Source organism: Pseudomonas sp. WHRI 8519, assembly GCF_040224055.2.
GTDB classification, from domain to species: Bacteria; Pseudomonadota; Gammaproteobacteria; order Pseudomonadales; family Pseudomonadaceae; genus Aquipseudomonas; species Aquipseudomonas putida_X.
The window spans coordinates 4,602,393-4,621,555 of record NZ_CP167996.1 but is presented as its reverse complement, the minus strand read 5'-3'; the positions used below and the strand labels follow the sequence as shown (position 1 = coordinate 4,621,555).

Annotated in this window: 21 protein-coding genes; 8 read left to right on the top strand and 13 right to left on the bottom strand. The window is 63.0% G+C overall.

The annotated features are described in order from the left end of the window. Window position 1 precedes the first annotated feature (1 nt). The 8 genes from ABRP30_RS21025 to ABRP30_RS20990 form a co-directional block, all read right to left on the bottom strand. Window positions 2–820 carry an IclR family transcriptional regulator gene (locus ABRP30_RS21025; protein WP_241806133.1) on the bottom strand — a complete coding sequence of 273 codons (819 nt, stop codon included), beginning with the start codon at window positions 818–820 and terminating at the stop codon, window positions 2–4. Window positions 821–825: 5 nt separating this feature from the next. Further along, entirely contained in the window at window positions 826–1,683 is an 858-nt protein-coding gene (locus ABRP30_RS21020; protein ID WP_349974661.1) for an alpha/beta fold hydrolase, read from the bottom strand. Window positions 1,684–1,687: 4 nt separating this feature from the next. Next, window positions 1,688–2,227: a cupin domain-containing protein gene (locus ABRP30_RS21015; RefSeq protein WP_241806048.1), complete on the bottom strand. Its 540-nt coding sequence runs from the start codon at window positions 2,225–2,227 to the stop codon at window positions 1,688–1,690. Window positions 2,228–2,242: 15 nt separating this feature from the next. Then, window positions 2,243–3,010, bottom strand: coding sequence for an SDR family oxidoreductase (locus tag ABRP30_RS21010; RefSeq protein ID WP_267817980.1), 768 nt, complete (start codon window positions 3,008–3,010; stop codon window positions 2,243–2,245). Further along, window positions 3,007–3,783, bottom strand: a complete 777-nt coding sequence (locus ABRP30_RS21005; protein ID WP_241806050.1) for an ABC transporter permease — start codon at window positions 3,781–3,783, stop codon at window positions 3,007–3,009. Before ABRP30_RS21005 ends, ABRP30_RS21010 begins: the two co-directional genes overlap by 4 nt. Before the next feature lie 29 nt (window positions 3,784–3,812). Beyond that, entirely contained in the window at window positions 3,813–4,790 is a 978-nt protein-coding gene (locus ABRP30_RS21000) for an ABC transporter substrate-binding protein (RefSeq protein WP_241806134.1), read from the bottom strand. A 55-nt stretch (window positions 4,791–4,845) separates the two neighbouring features. Next, on the bottom strand, window positions 4,846–5,682 hold the full coding sequence (locus tag ABRP30_RS20995) for an ABC transporter ATP-binding protein (protein WP_349974840.1): 837 nt from the start codon (window positions 5,680–5,682) through the stop codon (window positions 4,846–4,848). Between the two features lie 628 nt (window positions 5,683–6,310). Beyond that, a complete protein-coding gene (locus ABRP30_RS20990) occupies window positions 6,311–7,195 on the bottom strand; it encodes a DMT family transporter (protein ID WP_349974660.1) in 885 nt (294 codons plus the stop codon). Window positions 7,196–7,344: 149 nt separating this feature from the next. Between ABRP30_RS20990 and aceK the strand changes: the two genes are divergently transcribed. After that, window positions 7,345–9,054 carry a bifunctional isocitrate dehydrogenase kinase/phosphatase gene (aceK, locus tag ABRP30_RS20985; protein ID WP_349974659.1) on the top strand — a complete coding sequence of 570 codons (1,710 nt, stop codon included), beginning with the start codon at window positions 7,345–7,347 and terminating at the stop codon, window positions 9,052–9,054. Between the two features lie 22 nt (window positions 9,055–9,076). Here the strand turns inward: aceK and ABRP30_RS20980 are convergent, their stop codons facing one another. Next, the gene (locus tag ABRP30_RS20980) at window positions 9,077–9,937 is read right to left on the bottom strand and encodes a DUF6279 family lipoprotein (protein WP_349974658.1); all 861 of its coding nucleotides are present in this window, start codon (window positions 9,935–9,937) and stop codon (window positions 9,077–9,079) included. A gap of 132 nt (window positions 9,938–10,069) precedes the next feature. Here ABRP30_RS20980 and ABRP30_RS20975 point away from each other — a divergent pair, with 132 nt between their 5' ends. Next, window positions 10,070–10,906, top strand: coding sequence for a S1 RNA-binding domain-containing protein (locus ABRP30_RS20975; protein WP_267817975.1), 837 nt, complete (start codon window positions 10,070–10,072; stop codon window positions 10,904–10,906). Window positions 10,907–10,908: 2 nt separating this feature from the next. On the opposite strand, the gene ABRP30_RS20970 is transcribed toward ABRP30_RS20975, so the two are convergent. Beyond that, window positions 10,909–11,289, bottom strand: coding sequence for a hypothetical protein (locus ABRP30_RS20970; RefSeq protein ID WP_241806055.1), 381 nt, complete (start codon window positions 11,287–11,289; stop codon window positions 10,909–10,911). A 110-nt stretch (window positions 11,290–11,399) separates the two neighbouring features. Next, window positions 11,400–12,869: a NosD domain-containing protein gene (locus ABRP30_RS20965; RefSeq protein ID WP_349974657.1), complete on the bottom strand. Its 1,470-nt coding sequence runs from the start codon at window positions 12,867–12,869 to the stop codon at window positions 11,400–11,402. A 245-nt stretch (window positions 12,870–13,114) separates the two neighbouring features. Between ABRP30_RS20965 and ABRP30_RS20960 the strand changes: the two genes are divergently transcribed. From ABRP30_RS20960 to def, 3 genes are all read left to right on the top strand, one after another. Beyond that, window positions 13,115–13,294 (top strand): CsbD family protein, encoded by a 180-nt coding sequence (locus ABRP30_RS20960; protein WP_267817971.1) that lies wholly within the window; start codon window positions 13,115–13,117, stop codon window positions 13,292–13,294. A gap of 154 nt (window positions 13,295–13,448) precedes the next feature. Then, window positions 13,449–14,402, top strand: coding sequence for a YihY/virulence factor BrkB family protein (locus ABRP30_RS20955; RefSeq protein WP_349974656.1), 954 nt, complete (start codon window positions 13,449–13,451; stop codon window positions 14,400–14,402). Further along, a complete protein-coding gene (gene def, locus ABRP30_RS20950) occupies window positions 14,399–14,935 on the top strand; it encodes a peptide deformylase (RefSeq protein ID WP_349974655.1) in 537 nt (178 codons plus the stop codon). Before ABRP30_RS20955 ends, def begins: the two co-directional genes overlap by 4 nt. Here the strand turns inward: def and ABRP30_RS20945 are convergent. After that, window positions 14,890–15,339, bottom strand: coding sequence for a GNAT family N-acetyltransferase (locus ABRP30_RS20945; RefSeq protein ID WP_349974654.1), 450 nt, complete (start codon window positions 15,337–15,339; stop codon window positions 14,890–14,892). The genes def and ABRP30_RS20945 overlap by 46 nt on opposite strands. Window positions 15,340–15,615: 276 nt before the next feature. Here ABRP30_RS20945 and ABRP30_RS20940 point away from each other — a divergent pair, with 276 nt between their 5' ends. Continuing rightward, the gene (locus tag ABRP30_RS20940; RefSeq protein WP_008098787.1) at window positions 15,616–15,873 is read left to right on the top strand and encodes a DUF2790 domain-containing protein; all 258 of its coding nucleotides are present in this window, start codon (window positions 15,616–15,618) and stop codon (window positions 15,871–15,873) included. Window positions 15,874–15,939: 66 nt separating this feature from the next. Here the strand turns inward: ABRP30_RS20940 and ABRP30_RS20935 are convergent, their stop codons facing one another. Next, complete coding sequence (locus ABRP30_RS20935; RefSeq protein WP_349974839.1) at window positions 15,940–17,301, bottom strand: PLP-dependent aminotransferase family protein; 1,362 nt, start codon at window positions 17,299–17,301, stop codon at window positions 15,940–15,942. A gap of 76 nt (window positions 17,302–17,377) precedes the next feature. Between ABRP30_RS20935 and ABRP30_RS20930 the strand changes: the two genes are divergently transcribed. Continuing rightward, window positions 17,378–18,346: a threonine dehydratase gene (locus tag ABRP30_RS20930; RefSeq protein WP_349974653.1), complete on the top strand. Its 969-nt coding sequence runs from the start codon at window positions 17,378–17,380 to the stop codon at window positions 18,344–18,346. Window positions 18,347–18,457: 111 nt separating this feature from the next. Then, the gene (locus tag ABRP30_RS20925; protein ID WP_349974652.1) at window positions 18,458–19,102 is read left to right on the top strand and encodes a LysE family translocator; all 645 of its coding nucleotides are present in this window, start codon (window positions 18,458–18,460) and stop codon (window positions 19,100–19,102) included. The last annotated feature ends 61 nt before the right edge of the window (window positions 19,103–19,163 follow it).

The following is a 19,163-nucleotide window of genomic DNA, read 5'->3' as shown; positions in this document are numbered from 1 at the left end:
CTCAGTCCCTCATCAGCGCGGTGACGCGGTGGTGGCCGGTGTTGGGCGTGTAGTTGAGCAACCGCGACAACTCATCGGCGCTGCCCCGTACCTGGCCCAGCAGGTTGTCGAAATTGACGTGGCCGATCTGCACGGTCGGGATGGTCAGGCCGAGCGCGGCGACTACCTGGCCGCTGTCATCACGCACGGGTGCAGCCACCGTGGAGATGGTCGACTCGAAGAAGCCTTCGCCACTGACATAGCCGCGCAGGCGGTCGGCCTGGACGAGGTCGAACAGCTCCAGCACGGTTTTGGGCGTGCACGGCGAGAACTGCTCCAGGTGTTCTTCGGGATACAGCTCACGCAACTCGCTCAGGCTCAGGTCGGCCAGCAGGATGCGCCCAAGCACCGTGGCATGGGCAGGCAGGCGTGTGCCGACGGTGACTGCGCTGGAGAACACCGAGGGCGGTGAAACCTTGGCCACGTAGACGATCGAGCGGCCGTCGCGCACCACCAGGTTGCTTGGGTAATTCAGGCGATCGCACAGCCGTGCCAGCAGTGGTTGGCCCAGTTCGGTCAGCTCCAGCGAGGCCAGGTATTCGAAGCCCAGGCGCAGCACCGACATGCCCAGGCGGTATTCGTTGCCGCTGCGGGTGACGAAGCCCATGGTTTCCAGGGTGGTCAGCAGGCGGAAGATGGTCGAGCGCGGCAGCGACAGGCGCCGGGCCAGTTCGGGGGCGGTCAGGGTACGGTTCTGCCGGCTGAATTCGCACAGCAGCAGCAGGCCGCGTTCCAGGCCCGGGACAATGTACTTGTCCTGGTTTTCCTTCGACGGATCCATTTCGTTCATAGCGCGCTACCTGTGAGAGAGGCGTCGAGGGCGCGGGCCAGCAGGCCCGTCACCGTGTCAGGTTGTTCGATGGCGCAGGCATGGCCGGCGCCGGGTATCAGTTGGAAAGGGGCGCCCAGAGCGTCGGCCAAGGCCTGGCAGTCGTCGGCGCGGGTGATGCTGTCGGCGCTGCCGCAGTGCACTTCGCAGGGCACTGCCAGCGGCGCGTGGCGCAACAGGTGGTCGCCGCACAGCAGCTCGATGGCCTGGCGGTAGCCGTGCGGCTGTAGCCGCGCCATGTTCCACTGCACCCAGGCCAGCGCCTGGGCACCTGCGTCTGGCGAGAGCAAATGTGCACTGCGCTCGCGGGCCATTTGCCCGATGCCCAGGTGCGCCAGGCTGTGCAGGCGTTTGCTGCGCACGGCCAGCCCTTGCGCCGGTTGCGCGCCGTAACCGCGTGCCGGGCTGAGCAGTACCAGGCGCTTGACCCGCTGCGGGTGGGCCTGGGCGAACGCGGCGGCAGTCAGCGCCCCCAGGGAATGGCCGACCAGCACACAGCGCTCGATGCCCAAGGCATCGAGTGTCTGCAGCAAGCGCCCGGCATAGTCGCCGGCGCCCGGCACAGCCTTGGGCAGTGGCGTGGACTGGCCATAGCCGGGGGCATCCCAGGCGATCACCCGTGCCCGCTCGCTCAGGTTCAAGGCCACTTGCAACCAGCTGGCCGCGCCCGAGCCGATGCCATGCAGCAGCACGATGGCAGCGCCGCTGCCCGCTTCACGTACTGCCTGCAGGCCCTGGTCAAGGCGTAGCAGGCGCTGGGCGAAGCGCTGTTCGAGCAGGCTGAGCAAGGGGGCGATGAGGGTGATCGGCATCATCGGCTTACCCGCGCTTGATCGAGGCCAGCGGGTGCGCTGGTGGATAGGTCGGGGTCAACGGCTTCTTGGCACCGAGCATCACGCACATCAGTGCGTCCTCGTCGCCCACATTGATCTCTTCGCGGTACACCCCTGGCGGCACCGAGATCAGGTCGCGGTCGGTGAGGATGGTTTCGAAGCGCTCGCCGTCTTTTTCGATGATCACCTTGAGCTTGCCGCGCAGCACGAAGAACACTTCCTCGACGTCGGTGTGCAGGTGGGGCGGGCCTTCGTGGCCGGCTGGGATGACCATGGTGGAGAAGGTGAAGTGCTCGGAGGCAATAGTGTTCATGTCACTGCCAACGCCCGTGCCGCCGGTGCCCACGTAGCGCATCTGCGCGCGGCGGTACTTGGGGTCGTAGTCGGCCTGGAACTTCAGCGCATCCCAGTCGTAGCGGCGCGTTTCATAGCGCGCGATGCGCGTCTGCATCCAGCTGGCCAGGTCGGCGTCGGCGGGGCGGTCCCAGGTCTTGGGGGCGTCGTGTTGCACAGAGAGGTCGGTCATGAAGGTCTCCTTTGCTCAGGGCATGACGAACCCGCCGTTGACCGGCAGGGTTTGTCCAGTGATGAAGCGCGACAAGTCGGACAGGGCGAACAGCACCGCGCCACTGACGTCGTCGGGCAGTTGCGGGCGCTGGATTGCCCGTTGTTCGGTGTACAGGCGGTGGCGGGCCTCGGGCACATAGGCGGTGGCTTCGACCAGCACCAGGCCGGGGGCGATGGCGTTGACGGTGATGTTGGCGTTGCCCAGCTCGCGGGCCAGGCTGCGGGTCATGGCGATCACCGCCCCTTTGCTGGCGACATAGGCCAGCAGGTTCGGTGCACCCCACAGGGGGGTGTCGGACGCCAGGTTGATGACCGCGCCACGGCCACTTTCGCGCAGTGCCGGGAGGGCGGCGCGGGTCATCAGCCAGGTGCCGCGCACATTCACCTGCATGACCTGGTCCCAGGTCTCGATGTCCAGTTCCTCGCAGCTCTTGCCGCCGGAATTGGTGATCGAGGCGTTGTTGACCAGGCCGTCCAGGCCGCCCAGGCGTTTGACCGTGCGCTCGATGCAGGTCTCGATAGACTCGGGGCTGGCAAGGTCCAGGCTGACGCCGCTGACATCCAGGCCCATACCGCTCAGCTCGCAGGCAGCCTGTTGCACACGCCCGGCGAGCACATCGGCGATGACCACCCGTGCGCCGGCCTGGGCTATGGCCTGGGCAAAGGCATAGCCCAGCCCGCGGGCACCACCTGTGACCAGCACGCGGCGGCCCTGGAGAAGGTTGTTGAAGCTGCTCATCATTGGCTACTCAGCATGGCTTTGGGGAGGTAGTGCAGGACGCGCTTCTCGGCCCACACCACGGCGCCGTAGGCGAGTACGCCGATCAGCGTGAGCATGACGATGGCGACGAACACGCCTGCGGTGTTGCCCTGGCCTTCGGCATCCACCAGCAGGAAGCCCAGGCCCTGGTTGCCGCCCACCAGCTCGCCGACGGTGACGCCGATCACGGCCAGGGTCGAGGCGATGCGCAGGCCGGAGAACAACGCGGCCATGGCCGAAGGGAACTCCACCAGGCGGAAGATCTGCCAGCGGCTGGCGTTCATGGTGCGCACCAGGTTGATCATGTCGGGGTCGACGGTGCGGATGGCCGAAAGCACGTTGATCATCACCGGGAAGAACACGATCAGGATGGCGATGAGGATCTTCGGGTAGATGGTGTAGCCCAACCACATCACGAACAGCGGGGCGAAGGCCACCTTGGGCGCGATCTGCAGCGCCAGGATGTAAGGTGAAAGCATCGCTTCGGCCGAGGGCGACAGCCCCAGCGAGACGCCGATAGCGACCCCCAGCAGAGCACCAAGGGCGAAGCCGACGATGATTTCGAAGGCGGTGATCAGGGTGTGTTCCAGCAGGCCGCCGGAATGCCACATCAGCACGCTTTCCTGAGCCACCCGGCTCAGTTGCGGCATGACGAACTCGGGCATGCCGACCAGCCCCGGGCCCCATTGCCAGAGCACCAGGAACAAGACCAGCAGGGCGATGCTGCCGGCCACGGAAGGGTTGAGCTTTCTCATCGGGCGCTTACCTTGTCATTGCCGGGCCGTCATTGGGCCGCGGTTCGGGTTTCGATGAACTGGTTGCTGTAGAGCTCTTCGAGCTTGGGTTCGCGGTTGACGATGCCCTCGCTGACGTAGAACTTGCGCACGGTGTCCAGGCGCACCGGGTCGATGCGGCCGAGTACCGGCTGGCCGGCGTAGACGTATTCCACGTACAGGCGCAGGGTCTTTTCCAGCGAGGCCTCTTTGCCGGCGTAAGCCGGGACTGCACGGGCGAAGGTGGCGGCGGCGGCCTTGGGGTCATCGATGATGTCCTGCAGGCCGCGCAGGGTGGCCTGAACCACACCGCGAACGATCTGCGGGTGATGTTCGATGGCGTCGTCTGACGCGAGGATCGCCTGGGCCATGCTTTCGAACACCTGCTCGCGTGGAATCAGCGCGTACTTGAGCCCGGCGTCTTCAGCGTTGACCACCCAGTCCGGTACCCCGGCCATGGCCTGGGCCTTGCTGGCCGAGAACAGTTGCCACACGCCCGAGGGGCCGGCTGCCTGGATATCCACATCGTCCTTGCTCAAACCAGCCTTGCGCAACGAAGCGAGCAGGGCGTAGTAGGTGGTGTCGGAGTAGGACATCACCGTCAGTGTCTTGCCCTTGAGCTGGCTGACCGAGTGGATGTTTTCGCCGGCGTTGGTCGCGATCATGGTCACCCCGCCGCCACCGAGCACCGCCACTGCACGTACCGGGATGCCGTTGGGGCGCACGATGATCGGCGTATCACCGATGGCGCCGCCAACCAGGGCGTTGCCGGCGCCGATCTGCTTGGCCACGTCGACGCCGCCTTTGGCGGCGATGAAAGTCAGGTCCAGATCCTGGGCCTGGTAGTAGCCTTTCTCCTTGGCGATGATCCACGGCGCGAACGCTGGCAGGCTGGGTGGAGCAGGCAGCAGGTAGGTGACCTTTGTCGGCTCGGCCTGGGCCTGGGCTGCCAGGCTCAGTGCCAAGGCTGCCAGGGCGGTATGAGCCATGCGCTTGAGGTGTGTGGTGAACATGCTAACTCCCGAGTGGTGAGTGGGGCGTCGGTCAGTGCAGGTCGAGGTCTTCGCCGACCTTCAGCAGATCCATCAGGCGGCCGGCCAGCGGGCCGATTTCCGGCAGCTTTCGGCGTTCCAGCGGGTTGTTGCGATAGGGCAGGTCGATTTCGATCTCTTCGATGATCGTGCCGGGGCGGGCGCTCATCACCAGCAGGCGGTCGGACAGCGCAATGGCCTCGACCAGGTCGTGGGTGATGAACAGGGCGGTCTTGTTTTCCTCGAACAGCATTTGCGCCAGGTCCTGTTGCAGGATCATCTTGGTCTGCGCATCAAGGGCCGAGAACGGTTCGTCGAGAAACAGTACCTGCGGGTCGATCGCCAGGGTGCGGGCGAGCGCGGCGCGCTGGCGCATGCCACCTGACAGTTGGAATGGGTAGTGGTCGGCGAAGCCTTGCAGGTGGCAGCGCTTGAGCAGATCCTCGGCGATGGCTTTGCGTTGGCTGGCAGGCATGCCCTGGATTTCCAGGCCCAGCTCGACGTTGCGGCGGATGCTGCGCCACGGCATCAAAAGGTCTTTCTGCAGCATGAAGGCGACTTTCGGGACCGGGCCGTTGACGGCTTCACCGCCGACCAGCACTTCGCCTTCAGTGGGCCGGTACAGGCCCGAGCCCATGTTGAGGATGGTGCTCTTGCCACAGCCTGAAGGACCGATGATCGACACCACTTCGCCGCGACGGATCTGGAAGTTCACGCCATGAATGGCGAACGGGGCATCGGCCTGGCCCTTGGCGGGGAACGCCTTGCCGACATTGCGGAATTCGATTTCCGTGGGGGCCGGGTGTTCGTTGCGCTGCGGTTCATGCCATTGCGGGGCGATTGCGTACATCTCTTTCACAGCCATGGGCGCGGTCTCTGGTCTGTTTTATAGGTGATACGCCGTTTAGTGCATGAACAATGCCAGGTGAGAAATTTCCAAAATTAAATATGAAAGTGTTTATTTATTAATGAGTTGCGAATTTCTGATATGTTTTGCTTTGTTTTATATATGAAACGTAGTTTTCTATGTGGCACAAAAATGCCCAGCAACTGCGCATGAGTTGGCTTCGTGCGTAGTTGCCGGGCATTTTCGGTAACGTGAAACTGTGTGGTTTTACAGGTGAAACGGTGTTGCGTTCATCGCCGGCGAGCCGGCTGCCACCGGGATGCGCCAGCTTTTAGCAGTTGACCAAGACAGTTGCTTCCACAGGTAAAGCGCAGGTCTGAAGAGCTGCGCGATCGAGGTGGGAGCCGGCTTGCCGGCGATGGGCTGCGCAGCAGCCCCCATAGCGGAGTTGTAATACCCCGAGCGCGCTCGACTGGGCCAGCGAGCATCTGGGTCCGCGTTGCGGCCCATCGCCGGCAAGCCGGCTCCCACTTGAATTGCGCCAGCTTTTACTTTTAGAGGTTGAGCAAGACAGCTGTTCCCACCGGGATCGCGCCAACTTTTAGAAGTTGAGCAAGGCAGTAGCTCTCTCTCAGGCCAGGGCGCGGCGCGTGGGCTTGAGGACCAGCCAGAGGGCGGCTGCAATCAGCACGCCGCCATACAGGTGGCCCATCGACAGCGATTCGTCCAGCAGCCACGCACCCCACAGCACGCCGAAAACCGGAATCAAAAAGGTCACGGTACTGGCCTTGACCGGCCCTATCTCGGCCAGCAGGCGGAAGTACAGGATGTAGGCGAAGGCCGTGCACACAAGGCCCAGGCCCAGCAGCGACAGCCATACCTGCCAGCCGCCCCAGCTGGCAGGCGGCTGGGTCAGCGCACTCCAGGCAAACAGGGGCGTCATCATCAGGGTGGCACCGAGCATGCTGCCGAGCGCTGACAGGCGGCTGTCCAGGCCACTGATCCAGCGCCGCGCCAGAAAGCCTGCGAAGCCATAACAGGTGGTTGCCGCCAGGCAGGCCAGGGCGCCTTGCAGCAGTGCCAGGTCCAGCGCCACCGGGCCCGCGCCACTGAGAATGCCGACACCGAACAGGCCAAGGAAGATGCCGCACAGCTTGGGCAGGGTCATGGCCTCGCGGAAGAACAGTGCGCCAATCAGCACACCCATCAGGGGCGTGGTGGCGTTGAAGATCGCCGAATAGCCTGCCGGCAGTACCTGGGCTGCCACCGAATAGAAGGTGGCGGGGATGCCTGAGTTGATCATGCCCAGCACCAGGCAAGCGCCGAGTTTGCCCTCGAAGTTCCAGCGTACGCGCGCTGCTGCGAGTATGGCGATCAGGCCCAGGCAGGCGATGGAGACGCGAAAGAAGGCGGTAGGCACGGTGCCCAGTTCAGGTGCGATGATGCGCATGAACAGAAAGCTCGCCCCCCAGACGGCGGCAAGGGTCAGCAGGCGGGTAAGGGCGATGGGGCTCACGGTGGTCTCCGGGTACAGGGCAGGGCGCGAGTGTACGCGATGGCGCTCGGGCTGTTCTTGTCCTTTCTTGCGCTGCAAGCCGGTAGAGGCTTCGCAAAGTTCCACCGGCGGCTAAGCTGTCTATCTCACCCCGCACCGAGGTGTCCTGCATGACCCAGCACTGGCCGGCCGGCGAAATCGCCCGAATGATCCTCGATGGCTTCGATGACTACCGCGAACACTTTCGCCGCATCACCCTGGGCGCCCGCGAGCGCTTCGAGCAGGCGCGCTGGCAGGATATCCAGCGGGCAGCAGCGGCGCGGATCAACCTCTACGAGCAGAAGGTCGGTGAGGTCAACGGCTGGCTGCGGGACGGGTTCGACGAGGAGGTGCTGCTGGAGGTCGAGCAGTGGCCGTTGGTGAAAAGTGCCTATATACGCCTGATCGACCCGCGGCTGGACGATGAGCTGTCGGAGACCTGGTACAACTCCTTGTTCTGCAGCCTGTTCAGCCATGATCAGATCAACGACGGCTGCATGTTCATCCATACCACCCGGCCTTCGATACGCAGCCACGAGCGCGCCGCACAGACCCACACCTATAGACCCGACGGCAGCCTCAAGGGCCTGTTGCGGTCTATCTTCTGCGCCTATGCGTTCGATTACGGTGACCTTGAGAGCGACCTGTCACGCCTTGAAGAGCAGTTGCGCGACTGCCTGCCTGACTGGGTGTGCAAGGACCCGGCGCTGGCCGTTGAGTTGTTCGTGCCGGTGCTGTACCGCAACAAGGGTGCCTACCTGGTGGGCCGGCTGTACAACAGCGACGAGCAGTGGCCCCTGGTGATACCGCTGCTGCACCGCGAAGGCCATGGCATCGAAGCGGATGCGCTGATCACCGACGAGGCCGAGGTGTCGATCATCTTTTCCTTCACCCGTTCGTACTTCATGGTCGACGTGCCGGTGCCGGCGGAGTTCGTCAATTTTCTCAAGCGCATCTTGCCAGGCAAGCATATTGCCGAGCTGTATACCTCGATCGGCTTCTACAAGCATGGCAAGTCGGAATTCTACCGCGCCCTGATCAACCACCTGGCCAGTACCGACGATCGTTTCATCATGGCACCCGGTGTGCGCGGCATGGTCATGAGTGTGTTTACCCTGCCGGGCTTCAATACCGTATTCAAGATCATCAAGGACCGCTTTTCGCCCTCCAAGACGGTCGACCGCGCCACCGTGATCGACAAGTATCGCCTGGTGAAGAGTGTCGACCGGGTCGGGCGCATGGCCGATACCCAGCAGTTCGCCGACTTTCGTTTCCCCCGGGGCAAGTTCGAGCCAGAGTGCCTGGCCGAGCTGCTGGAGGTGGCGCCGTCCACCGTGACCGTGGAGGGCGACACGGTGCTGGTCCGCCATTGCTGGACCGAACGGCGCATGATCCCGCTCAATCTATACCTGGAGCAGGCCAGCGCAGCCCAGGTACACGAAGCGCTGGAGGACTATGGCCTGGCCATCAAGCAGCTGGCCGCAGCCAACATCTTTCCGGGGGACATGCTGCTGAAGAACTTCGGGGTTACCCGCCATGGTCGTGTGGTGTTCTACGACTATGACGAGATCAGCTACCTGACCGAGGTGAACTTCCGCCATATCCCACCGCCGCGCTACCCGGAGGACGAGATGTCGGGGGAACCGTGGTATTCGATCGGGCCGCACGATGTGTTCCCGGAGGAGTTCCCGCCGTTTCTGTTTGCCGATATCGGCCAGCGGCGTTTATTCAGCAAGTTGCATGGGGAACTGTACGACGCGGACTACTGGAAGGGGCTGCAGGCGTCCATCCGCGAAGGCAAGGTGATCGATGTGTTCCCGTATCGGCGCAAAGGGCGCTGAGGCGGGTTGCCGGGCTGCCTGCCTAGCCCTTCAGGCACTTGAGCTCACTGAAGTCGGTACGCACCTTGGCCAGCCGCTGCTCAAGGTACTGCCGCTGGGCCGGGCTACTCTGTTGCAGCAGGTCGATCAACAGGCTGCGTGTCTGCTGTTCGCTGTTCTCAAAGGCGGCGCGGTATTGCGGGGTCCACAGGCTTTCCTTGCGCTGCAGCAATTGCGCAAGGCGCGGTTCGAAACTGGCATCGCTGCGCTGGTTCATGGCCAGCATCAGCTGTTGTTGCCAGTGCGCACGGTTGGCGATCCACTGGCGGTTCTGGTCGCCCAGCGCCTGTGCCCAGGCTTGCACACGCTGGCGTTGTGCGGTGGTGAGTTCGCCGAACCAGGGTGCCAGGCGTTTTTCCATGCGCTCGGCACGGCGGGCGACTTGTTTGGGCAGGGGGGTATCGACGTATTTCTTTTGCCGTTCACTGATGTCTTCACGGAATGCATCGCCCATCTGTGCGACCTGGGCGTCGCTCATGCCACGCAGCAGCTCGGTGGCCGACGGGGTGATCGCTTCTGCGACGCGACCGATCGCCTGGCGGGCTTCATTCATGCGCTGTTGCAGCGCCTGGTCAGTGACTTGCCCCTCGGCGACCATGGAGCGTATGCGGTCGAGCCAGTCCAGGTAGCCAGGCAGTTGGGTCGTGCAATGCCAGGCCAGGTGCTGCTTGAGCCGTTCGTCGAGCAGCGACCGCTGCTCGCGGTTCATGGCCAGGTAGTCGTCCAGCGACCACGGGACCAGCCGGTCGAGGTTGCGGTAGGCCAGGTCTATACGGCTGCAGGCCACCAGTGCCAGCGCGAATGCCGTGGCGATGATCAGGGCTTTGGACAGGCGTAGAAACATGTGCTGATCCCTTGCAGATGGCTGGCCACACGGTAGACGCGAGTACCCCGCGACGGTTCCGCCGAATCAGCGGTCGGGCGGCGCGCTGGCTTCAGGTGTAGAATAGCCGCCTTGTCTTGAGGAACATCGGAAATGGCTCTGCTTGGGCGTTACAACAGTTTGCAAATCGTGAAACACGTGGACTTCGGCCTCTACCTGGACGGCGGCCCCGACGGCGAGATCCTGCTGCCCGGGCGCTATATCCCGAAGAACGCCGAAACCGAGGTCGATGACTGGCTCAACGTGTTTCTCTATCTGGACAGCGAAGACCAGCTGATCGCCACCACCGAGAAGCCCAAGGTGCAGGTGGGCGAGTTTGCCAGCCTCAAGGTCAAGGACATCAACGGTGCGGGCATCTTCCTCGATTGGGGCCTGTCCAAGGACCTGCTGATGCCGTACTCGGAAGAGGCGCGGCCACTGAAGGTCGGCGATTACTGCGTGGTGCATGTCTACCTCGACAAGCGCACCCGGCGCATCACCGCCACGTCACGCCTGGACCGCTATCTGGACCGCACCCCGGCCGATTATCAGGTCGGTCAGCCGGTCGAGCTGCTGGTGGCGGGGGAGACGCCGATGGGCTTCAAAGCCATCATCAACAACCGCCATTGGGGCCTGATTCACAAGAATGAGATCTTCAAGTTCATGCGTTCGGGCATGCATGAGAAGGGTTTCATCAAAGAAGTGCGCCATGACGGCAAGATCGCGTTGAGCCTGCAGCCGGTCGGCCAGGCCCTGGCGGACGGGCTGCATGAGCAGATCATGCAGCGCCTGGAGGCCGAAGGGGGCGTGTTGCCGGTGTGCGACAAGAGCGACCCAGAGGTGATCAGCCGCATGTTCAACGTCAGCAAGGGCAACTTCAAGAAGGCCATCGGCGCGTTGTTCAAACAGGGCCGGATCGTCATCCATGACGATCGCATCGAGCGGGTTTGAGGTCAGGCCTGCACGAATGTGCTGAAGTCGAGCTGCTCGCCGCCCGGGCGGGTGTCGCGCAGCAGCGAATCACGGTCGGCGCTCAGCGCCAGGCTGATGGTCGAGCGGCGCTTGCCAGCATTGCGCACTTCCATCTGCTCCTGATGCGCCTTGAGGAAGTTGGTGGGGACCTTCAGGTGCTGCAGTTCGTCGCTTTCAGGGCTGTGCAGCAGCAGGTTGACCCAGTCGGGCTGGCCCTTGCGCAGCAGCGCCACCGGCACTTCGAACCACCACAGGTTGCGTTTGGGGTCGAGGATGGCGAACAGCGTGTTGGCACTGGTCAGCACTGGCTTGGCCAATGCTTCGTTGCGCCGGGCAATGGCGGCGGGTTTGTCGAGTTTCATGCAGGTTCCTGCGGCGTGACGCTATAAAGGGCTGCATTGTGAGGCGTGGCGGGTAGCGGAGCAAGGTTTGCGGGCCTCCTCGTCGCGTACCGGCGAGGAGGCCATCGACACTAACGGCGAAGCGGCTGGCTCAGCTCGGAGGTCGCGCCGTCTGCCGTGGTCACGGTGGCGGTGAAGCTGCGCATCCCCTCGGCATTCTCCAGCACCTGGGCAAACTGCGCCTGCCCCTTGGCATCGCTGTTCACCAGCACTTCCCCCAGGTACTGCTCGGCCTCAGTGCCTTGTACCTGGGCATTGCCAAACAGCTCGATCCGCAGCAGGCTCGATGCCGGGCCCTGCACTTCACCGCGCAGCACATTGCCTTCCAGGGCCAGCAGCCGTGGGGCTTGCTGGTTGTGGTTGGGCAACGCCTGGCAGGGCTTGGGCTGGCCCTGGGCATCGCAGATCACGGCCTGGTCCTTTTTCGGCAGCTCTGCACCGACCCCGCGTGAACCTACGTACAGTGCATGGGCCTGGGCTGGCACGCCAAACACGATGGCGCCTGTGCGCTGATCGGGTACGCAGGAGCCGCCAGCTTCGCAGCGGCGGATATCCTGGCTGTTGCCCCAGATCCGGTTACCGGTCAGGCGCGTGGTGGTGACCTCCGGCTCTGGGCGCAGGGCCACGCCGATGCGGTTGCCGTGGATCAGGTTGCCGTCGAGGATATTGCCTTGGCCGGTGACGCTGACCCCGATCGAGTTGCCGCTGAAGGTGTTGGCGCCCAGATAGTTACGGTTGCCCCAGTTGATCTGCAAGCCGTCGGAGTAGTTTTCGAAACGGTTGCGGACCACGCTGTTGTCGTTGCCCAGCAGAATCTCGATGCCTTGGGACGGCTCTGGGTTGGCGTCAGTCGAGCGGAACAGGTTGTCGGCCACCAGGTTGAACGCCGCGCCGCGGGTCAGCTCCAGGCCGTCGCCATTGTCGATCAACTGGTTACGCAGCACCTTGTTGTTCACCGTGGTGGTGGCTGTGGGGTTACCGGCACCGTCATCGCCGGTGAGCATGATGCCGGCACCGCCCTTGTTGGCGACGATGCGGTTGTCTTCGATGACGTTGTGGCTGGCGCGGTTGACCAGAATGCCGATGCAGAAGTTACGCACTTCCAGGCCACTGAGGTGGACGCCCTGGGTGTCGCGCAGCACCAGCCCTGGGTTGGTGGTGGTGCGCACGTTGGTGCCGAACTGGCCGGGCAGGGCGCCGGGGCAGGTACGTACACCCTGGTCCTTGATGTAGCCGGCGCCGTCAATGGCGATGTATTGGCCGTCGCGCGCCCAAGGCAGGCCGGTGATCTGCACCGGGCCTTTGATTTCAGGCAGCGCGCGGGTCGGCCGAATGACGAACGGCGCTTGGCCGACTGCGGCGATGTCGATGCGGTAGTGGCCGGGGTTCTGGTTGCTGGTTTCGATCGCCCAGCGCAGGGTGCCTGGCTGGCCGTCGTCGGCGTAGCGGTCGACCCGCAGGGTTTCGGTGGCCGGTGCGCCAGCGAGCGCAGGCAGGGGAAGCAGCGGCAGCAAAGCTGCGAGCAGGGGCATCAAACGCATGGGTGCAGGGTTCCGTAAGCTGTTGTTTTTATAGGCATGCAGCCGCCATTGGGCTGCTGTTTGCCCGCGATTCTAGGGCAGCAGGCCGGCAATGCGCAGGCGTAGGAAGCCGATTCAGTGCGGTATTCGCCCGCAGATTTACCGCTCAGCTTGCGAGTGCAAAAATGTTTGAAACTCCTGGCGTGGCCGCTGGGTCCACCTTCTGTCGACACGGTTTACGTGTCTCCATTTGCAGGAGATTTGCCATGAGCGGCACCAAAGACAAAATCAAAGGTATGGCCAACGAAGCAGTGGGCAACATCAAGCAAGGTGTTGGCAAAGTCACCGACAATGACAAGCTGCGTGCGGAAGGCAAGGCCCAGGAAGTCAAGGGCGAAGGGCAGCAGATCAAGGGTGACGTCAAGGATGCTGTGAAAAAGCCTTGATCGAAGTATGAGCACAGCCCCGTCGCCAGCAGACGGTGATGGGGCTGTCGTTCAAGAGTGCGAATTTTCTTCAAGTCCAGCAGGGAGCAGCACACCAGTCGCGTGGTCTATTAGACTTCCCTGATGTACTGATCAAGCGGCGAAAGGAGACGCTATGATTTTTCCCGACCTGGGTGGCTTGCCCCTTCACCGTATTCTGGTGCGCACCGTCAAGGAGTTCCTTGACGACGAGATGTCCACTTACGCCTCTGCGCTTGCTTACCAGATGCTGTTTTCCTTGTTCCCGTTCCTGCTGTTCCTCATTGCGCTGATCGGCTTTCTGCACTTGCCGGACTTTTTTTCCTGGCTGCGCCTGCAGTCGGAACTGGTATTGCCCCCCCAGGCGTTGGAACAGGTCAACCCGGTCATCGATCAGTTGCAGCAGTCCAAAGGTGGCCTGCTGTCGGTGGGTATCGTCATCGCGCTGTGGACTGCATCTGCAGGCGTACGGCTGATGATGAGTGCCATGAACGCCGCCTATGACGTGCCCGAAGGGCGCCCGGTGTGGAAGCGCATACCGTTGTCGATTTTCTATACCGTCGGCATTGCCGGTATGTTGCTGGCTGCGGCCGCATTGATGGTGCTGGGGCCGCAGGTGATGGAGTGGATCGCCGCGCAGATTGGCATGCAGGAAGTGATCGTCACGGTGTGGACGATCTTGCGTTGGCCGGCAATCATCATCCTGATGATGGTGGCGGTGGCGGTGATCTACTACGTGATGCCCGACGTGAAACAGAAGTTTCGCTTCATCACCCCAGGCTCGGTGCTGGCGGTGGTGGTCTGGATCATCGCCTCGCTGGCTTTCGCTTACTATGTGAAGACTTTCGCCGATTACAATGCCATGTATGGCAGTATCGGTGCGGTCATCGTGTTGCTGTTGTATTTCTACATTTCTGCCGCCGTGTTGTTGTTGGGTGCGGAGATGAATGCTGTGATCGAACACATGTCCGCTGAGGGCAAAGACCCTGGCGAAAAGGACTTCGATGGCGATGAACCCAAGCAGACCCTGACCGTGCTCGGCCATGAACACCCTGTCGAGCCCCAGCCCACCGAGCCGAACCCGCGATGATCCGTGACATCCTCAAGATGGGCGACGAACGCCTGCTGCGCGTCGCTGCACCCGTGCCAGCAAACCTGATCGGCAGCGCCGAACTGCAGCAGTTGATCGACGACATGTTCGAAACCATGCGCCATGTCGGCGGCGTGGGGCTGGCCGCACCGCAGGTCGGTATCGACCTGCAACTGGTCATTTTCGGTTTCGAGCGCAGCGAGCGTTACCCGGATGCCGAAGCGGTGCCACAGACCATTCTTCTCAACCCGGTGATCACCCCGCTGTCCACTGAGATCGAGGAGGGTTGGGAAGGCTGCTTGTCTGTACCCGGCCTGCGCGGGGTCGTGCCTCGCTACAAGCACATCAGCTATGAGGGCATCGACCCGCAGGGCAATCCGGTCAACCGGGTCGCTGATGGGTTTCATGCCCGCGTGGTCCAGCATGAGTGCGACCACTTGATCGGGCGGCTGTACCCTTCGCGGATTCAGGATTTCGCCAAGTTCGGTTACACCGAGGTGCTGTTCCCTGGCCTGGACGCCAGCGACGATTGACCCTGCACCATCGCTATCAGCCGTTTGCTGCGTTGATAGCGGGCCAGGCGTGACCCCAGCGCTTCAGGCAACACGCTCGCAGGGGAGAAACCCAGGCGGTGGTAAAAGGCTTCGAGGTCCGGGTGGCAGAACAGCCACGTGGGGCCACGCCCTTCGCCCAGTGCTGCGTGGACCAGGCGTGCGGCGACACCTTGGTTTCGCCACGCTGGCGCTACCAGCAGGCCGGTGAGCCACTGGCCACCGGCAACAGCGCTCAAGCTCAAGCCACCAATGATTGCGCCGCTGCGCGCCACCCACAACTCACCGTCGCTGGCTGCGCGCATACGCGAGCCATTCTGGCGATAGAAGTGGTCCAGCAGCCGCCGTTCCAGGTCGGTCAGTGGGGTACAAAGGAGTGGAGGCATGGCGTTCCGCTGGCAAACAGCTCTAGCCCAATGATTTCGGGCCATCAAACCGTTTCGCTTTGTCGCAGATTGTTGCAAAAACTGCAAGGGTGAATGTCCGAGTTCGGGGTTCAACTATTCCATACCGGGAGTAGAATTTGACCTATCCCCCCTGGCAGTACGACACAGCGGGATCGGTACTTCGTGTCATCTTTGCAGTTGATGACAACTTCTCCGCGCCATTGACGGCATATGAAGTCAATCGATCAGCTTGATTGATTCAAAGGCCAAACATCCATGAAACCATTACTGATTCTTGCATTGGTCGGTATGTCCTCGTTCGCCCTTGCCGATGAGGCCAAACCCGTCTCCACCGAGCCTGTGGCCCAGCAGTACGACTACTCCATGAACCTTGACATCAAACGGGTGATCAACCTGTCGACCATCCCCAATGTCTGCGAAGTGGTGCCTGCGACCATGACCTATGAAGACCATCAAGGCCAGGTGCACACCATTCAGTACCGGGCCATGGGCGAAGGTTGCCAGCAGGGTTGATGGTCCTGCGTCAGCGGCCTATTCGCACCGGGCAGTAGCGGGCAGGCCGCTTGCGTCACCCTCGGGTCATTGGCGGGTCAGTACCTGCCGTACCACCTCCAGCCCTCGTTTCAGTTCAGCCCGGCTGCTTGCCGCCGACAGGCTGATGCGCACGGCCTGCACCTCGCTCGCGCCAATGGCGAAGACACTCGCCGGGACGACCTCCACACCTTGCTCACGGCACCGCCGTACCACCCCCTCAGCCCCCTGCGGCGTGCCCAGCCACGCATGGGGTGAAGGCTGGCCTGTGTTGTGCAACCCATCGGCCAGCAGCCTGCGTGCCAGGCGCCAGCGCTGGCTAAGTTCTGCTTTCTGCCAGGCCAGCCGCCGGGCGGCAGTGCCGTCATCGATCCACTGGCAGGCGACATGCAGAGCCAATGGCGACACTGGCCAGTGGCTGGCCTGGGCGTGCGGGTCGACCTGTGACAGCAACTTCGGGCTGGCCACGATCCAGCCCAGCCTCAAGCCTGCAGCCACCGTCTTGGACAGGCTGCTGATGTAGATCCCCTGATCGCCCAATAATGGGTAGAGCGGCGGTCGTCCGCTGAGCGCGCCATAAACATCATCCTCGATCACCAGCAGCCCCAGGCGTTTGACCACCCCAGCGATTGCCTGGCGGCGACCATCATCCATGCAGGCGCCTGTAGGGTTGTGCAGGGTGGGGGTGGTCACCAGCACGCGGGCACCGCTGGCGCGCGCCACCCGGTCCAGGTCATCGGGCCGCAGGCCTTGGTCGTCCAGGGCCACGCCATGCACGGGCAGCCGCAGTTGCCGGCAGGCGGCCTTGATGCCCGGCGCGGTCAGGGCTTCCAGCATCACGGGCTCGCCCGCCTGGCAGAATGACTGCAGTACCAGTGCCAGCGCTTGCTGGGCGCCGCCGCACAGCAACAGTTGGTCCGCCGACAGGGCCAGGCCGCGATTGGCCAGCCAGTGGGCGCCACGGATGCGCCCCAGCAGCAACTGCTCGGGGCCCAGGTAATGATCGAGCAAGCCCTGGTCGCGATCTTGCAGCAGCTGGCGCAAGCAGTCGTGCAGATCATGATTGTGCGGATCGGCGACTGGCACATTGGTCGACAGGTCGATCAGCGTTTTTTGCCCTTCGCAGTGCTTGAGGCGAAACAAGGTCGCTTCCTTGCTTCCAGCCAGCACATAGGTCCCGCGGCCCACCTCGCCGGCCACCAGGTGGCGGGCGGCGGCTTCACGGTAGGCTTGTTGGGTGGTGCTGGGGTTCAGGCCCAGTTTCCAGGCTAGCCGCCGTTGCGGCGGCAGGCGGTCACCGACCTTGAGCACGCCGCTCTCGATTGCGTTGCCTATTGCATCGACCAAGGCTAGATACCGGGGTTGGTCATCATCGACGAGCTGCGGGATCCACACGAAATTGCTACCCATGCAATATAAGGTTGTACCCATACAATGCCCGTCGCTTAGGATCGGATCAACTACACACCGAGAAGGGATGATCGCCATGTTCGACCTCGCCGCCCTGCGCGAAGCCGCCGATTACGTTCACCAACACGTACCCGCCACCCCCCAGCACGCCTGGCCGTTGCTGGCTGAGCGGCTGGGCTGCAAGGTGTGGGTGAAGCACGAAAATCACGCACCTACCGGGGCCTTCAAGGTCCGGGGCGGGCTGGTGTATGTGCGCTCGCTGCTGGCCGGGGGCAATCCTCCCCGCGGGCTGGTGACCGCGACACGTGGCAACCACGGGCAAAGCATGGCCCTGGCGGCGCGGCAGGCAGGCATTGCGTTGGTCATCGTAGTGCCTGAGGGCAACTCCTCAGAGAAGAACGCTGCCATGCGCTCACTGGGCGCCGAGTTGGTCGAGTATGGTGTGGACTTCGATGTGGCCCGTGAGGAAGCGGCGCGGCTGGCTGAAGAATTGGGTTATGCCATGGTGCCTTCGTTTCACCCGGAGTTGGTGCGCGGCGTGGCCACTTATGCCCTGGAGCTGTTCGAGGCTGTGCGTGATCTGGACTGCGTTTACGTGCCGATTGGCATGGGGTCAGGCATTTGCGGGCTGATCCAGGCGCGTAACCTGCTAGGTTTGAGTACCCAGATCGTCGGTGTGGTGTCCAGTGCCGCCGATGCCTATGCACAAAGCTTCGAGCAGGGTCGTATCGTTACCACCGCCACTGCTGAAACCTTCGCCGATGGCATGGCTTGCCGGGTACCCCATCCACAAGCCTTTGCCCTGGTGCACGAACATGCTGCGCGGATCGTGCGGGTCACTGACAGTGAGGTCGCCGAGGCCATGCGGGTTTACCACGAGGCTACGCACAACACTGCCGAAGGTGCAGGCGCTGCAGCGCTAGCCGCGTTGATGCAAGAGCGCGAACGGCAGGCCGGCAAGCGTGTGGCGGTGGTGTTGAGCGGGGCGAACGTGGACCGGGGCCGGTATGCGCAGATTCTCACGGGTAGTGAAGGTTTTGAATGATTCTTTTGCCATGAGTGCCAGCTGGGTTTGACAGCCTTGTTGTGATGGGAACCTGATGCAACCTACTCGTGGTAGGCTCTACGGCGCTCATCAGCGGCCATCGAGTACCCCATGCCTTTCTCCAACGGTTTTCTCCTCAGCCTGTCCTTGTGCCTGGATATCGGTGTGGCCAATATCGCCATGATCACCTTGGCCATGCAGCGCGGTTTCCTGCAAGGCTTCTGGCTCGGCCTGGGGACGTGCGTCGGTGACCTGGTGTACGCAATCGCAGCGCTGGCCGGCATGACCGTGTTGCTGCAGTTCGAGAGCGTGCGCTGGGCCTTGTGGCTGGGTGGTTCGGCGCTGCTGGTGTGGTTCGCCCTGAAGATGCTGCTGGCGGCCTGGCGCGGCGGGCATATGCAAGTGCGTAGCGAGGCGGTGGCGGAATCGGCCTGGCGCGAGTTCATGCGCGGTATCTTCCTGGCCATGTCGTCGCCCACCGCCATTTTGTGGTTCGCCGCTGTCGGTGGCGTGCTGATATCCCGCTCCGGTGGCGGTAGCTTGCTGGAAGCCGGCTTGTTTCTTGGCGGCTTTTTCGCCGCAGGGCTGGTCTGGTGCCTGAGCCTGTGCGGCATCGCCAGCCATGGTGGGCGCCTGCTCGGTGACCGTTTGCTGACCTGGTCGTACCTGCTTTCGGCGGCGATTTTCTGCTATTTCGCGGTGTACGTGATCGTTTCAGGTTATCGCGAATTTATACTGGCCAGCCCGGCGGTGTAGGCGGCTACTGGGGGGCAACCACGCTCTTCAGCCTTTTTTCTGCCTGTTGTCGATTTGCAGC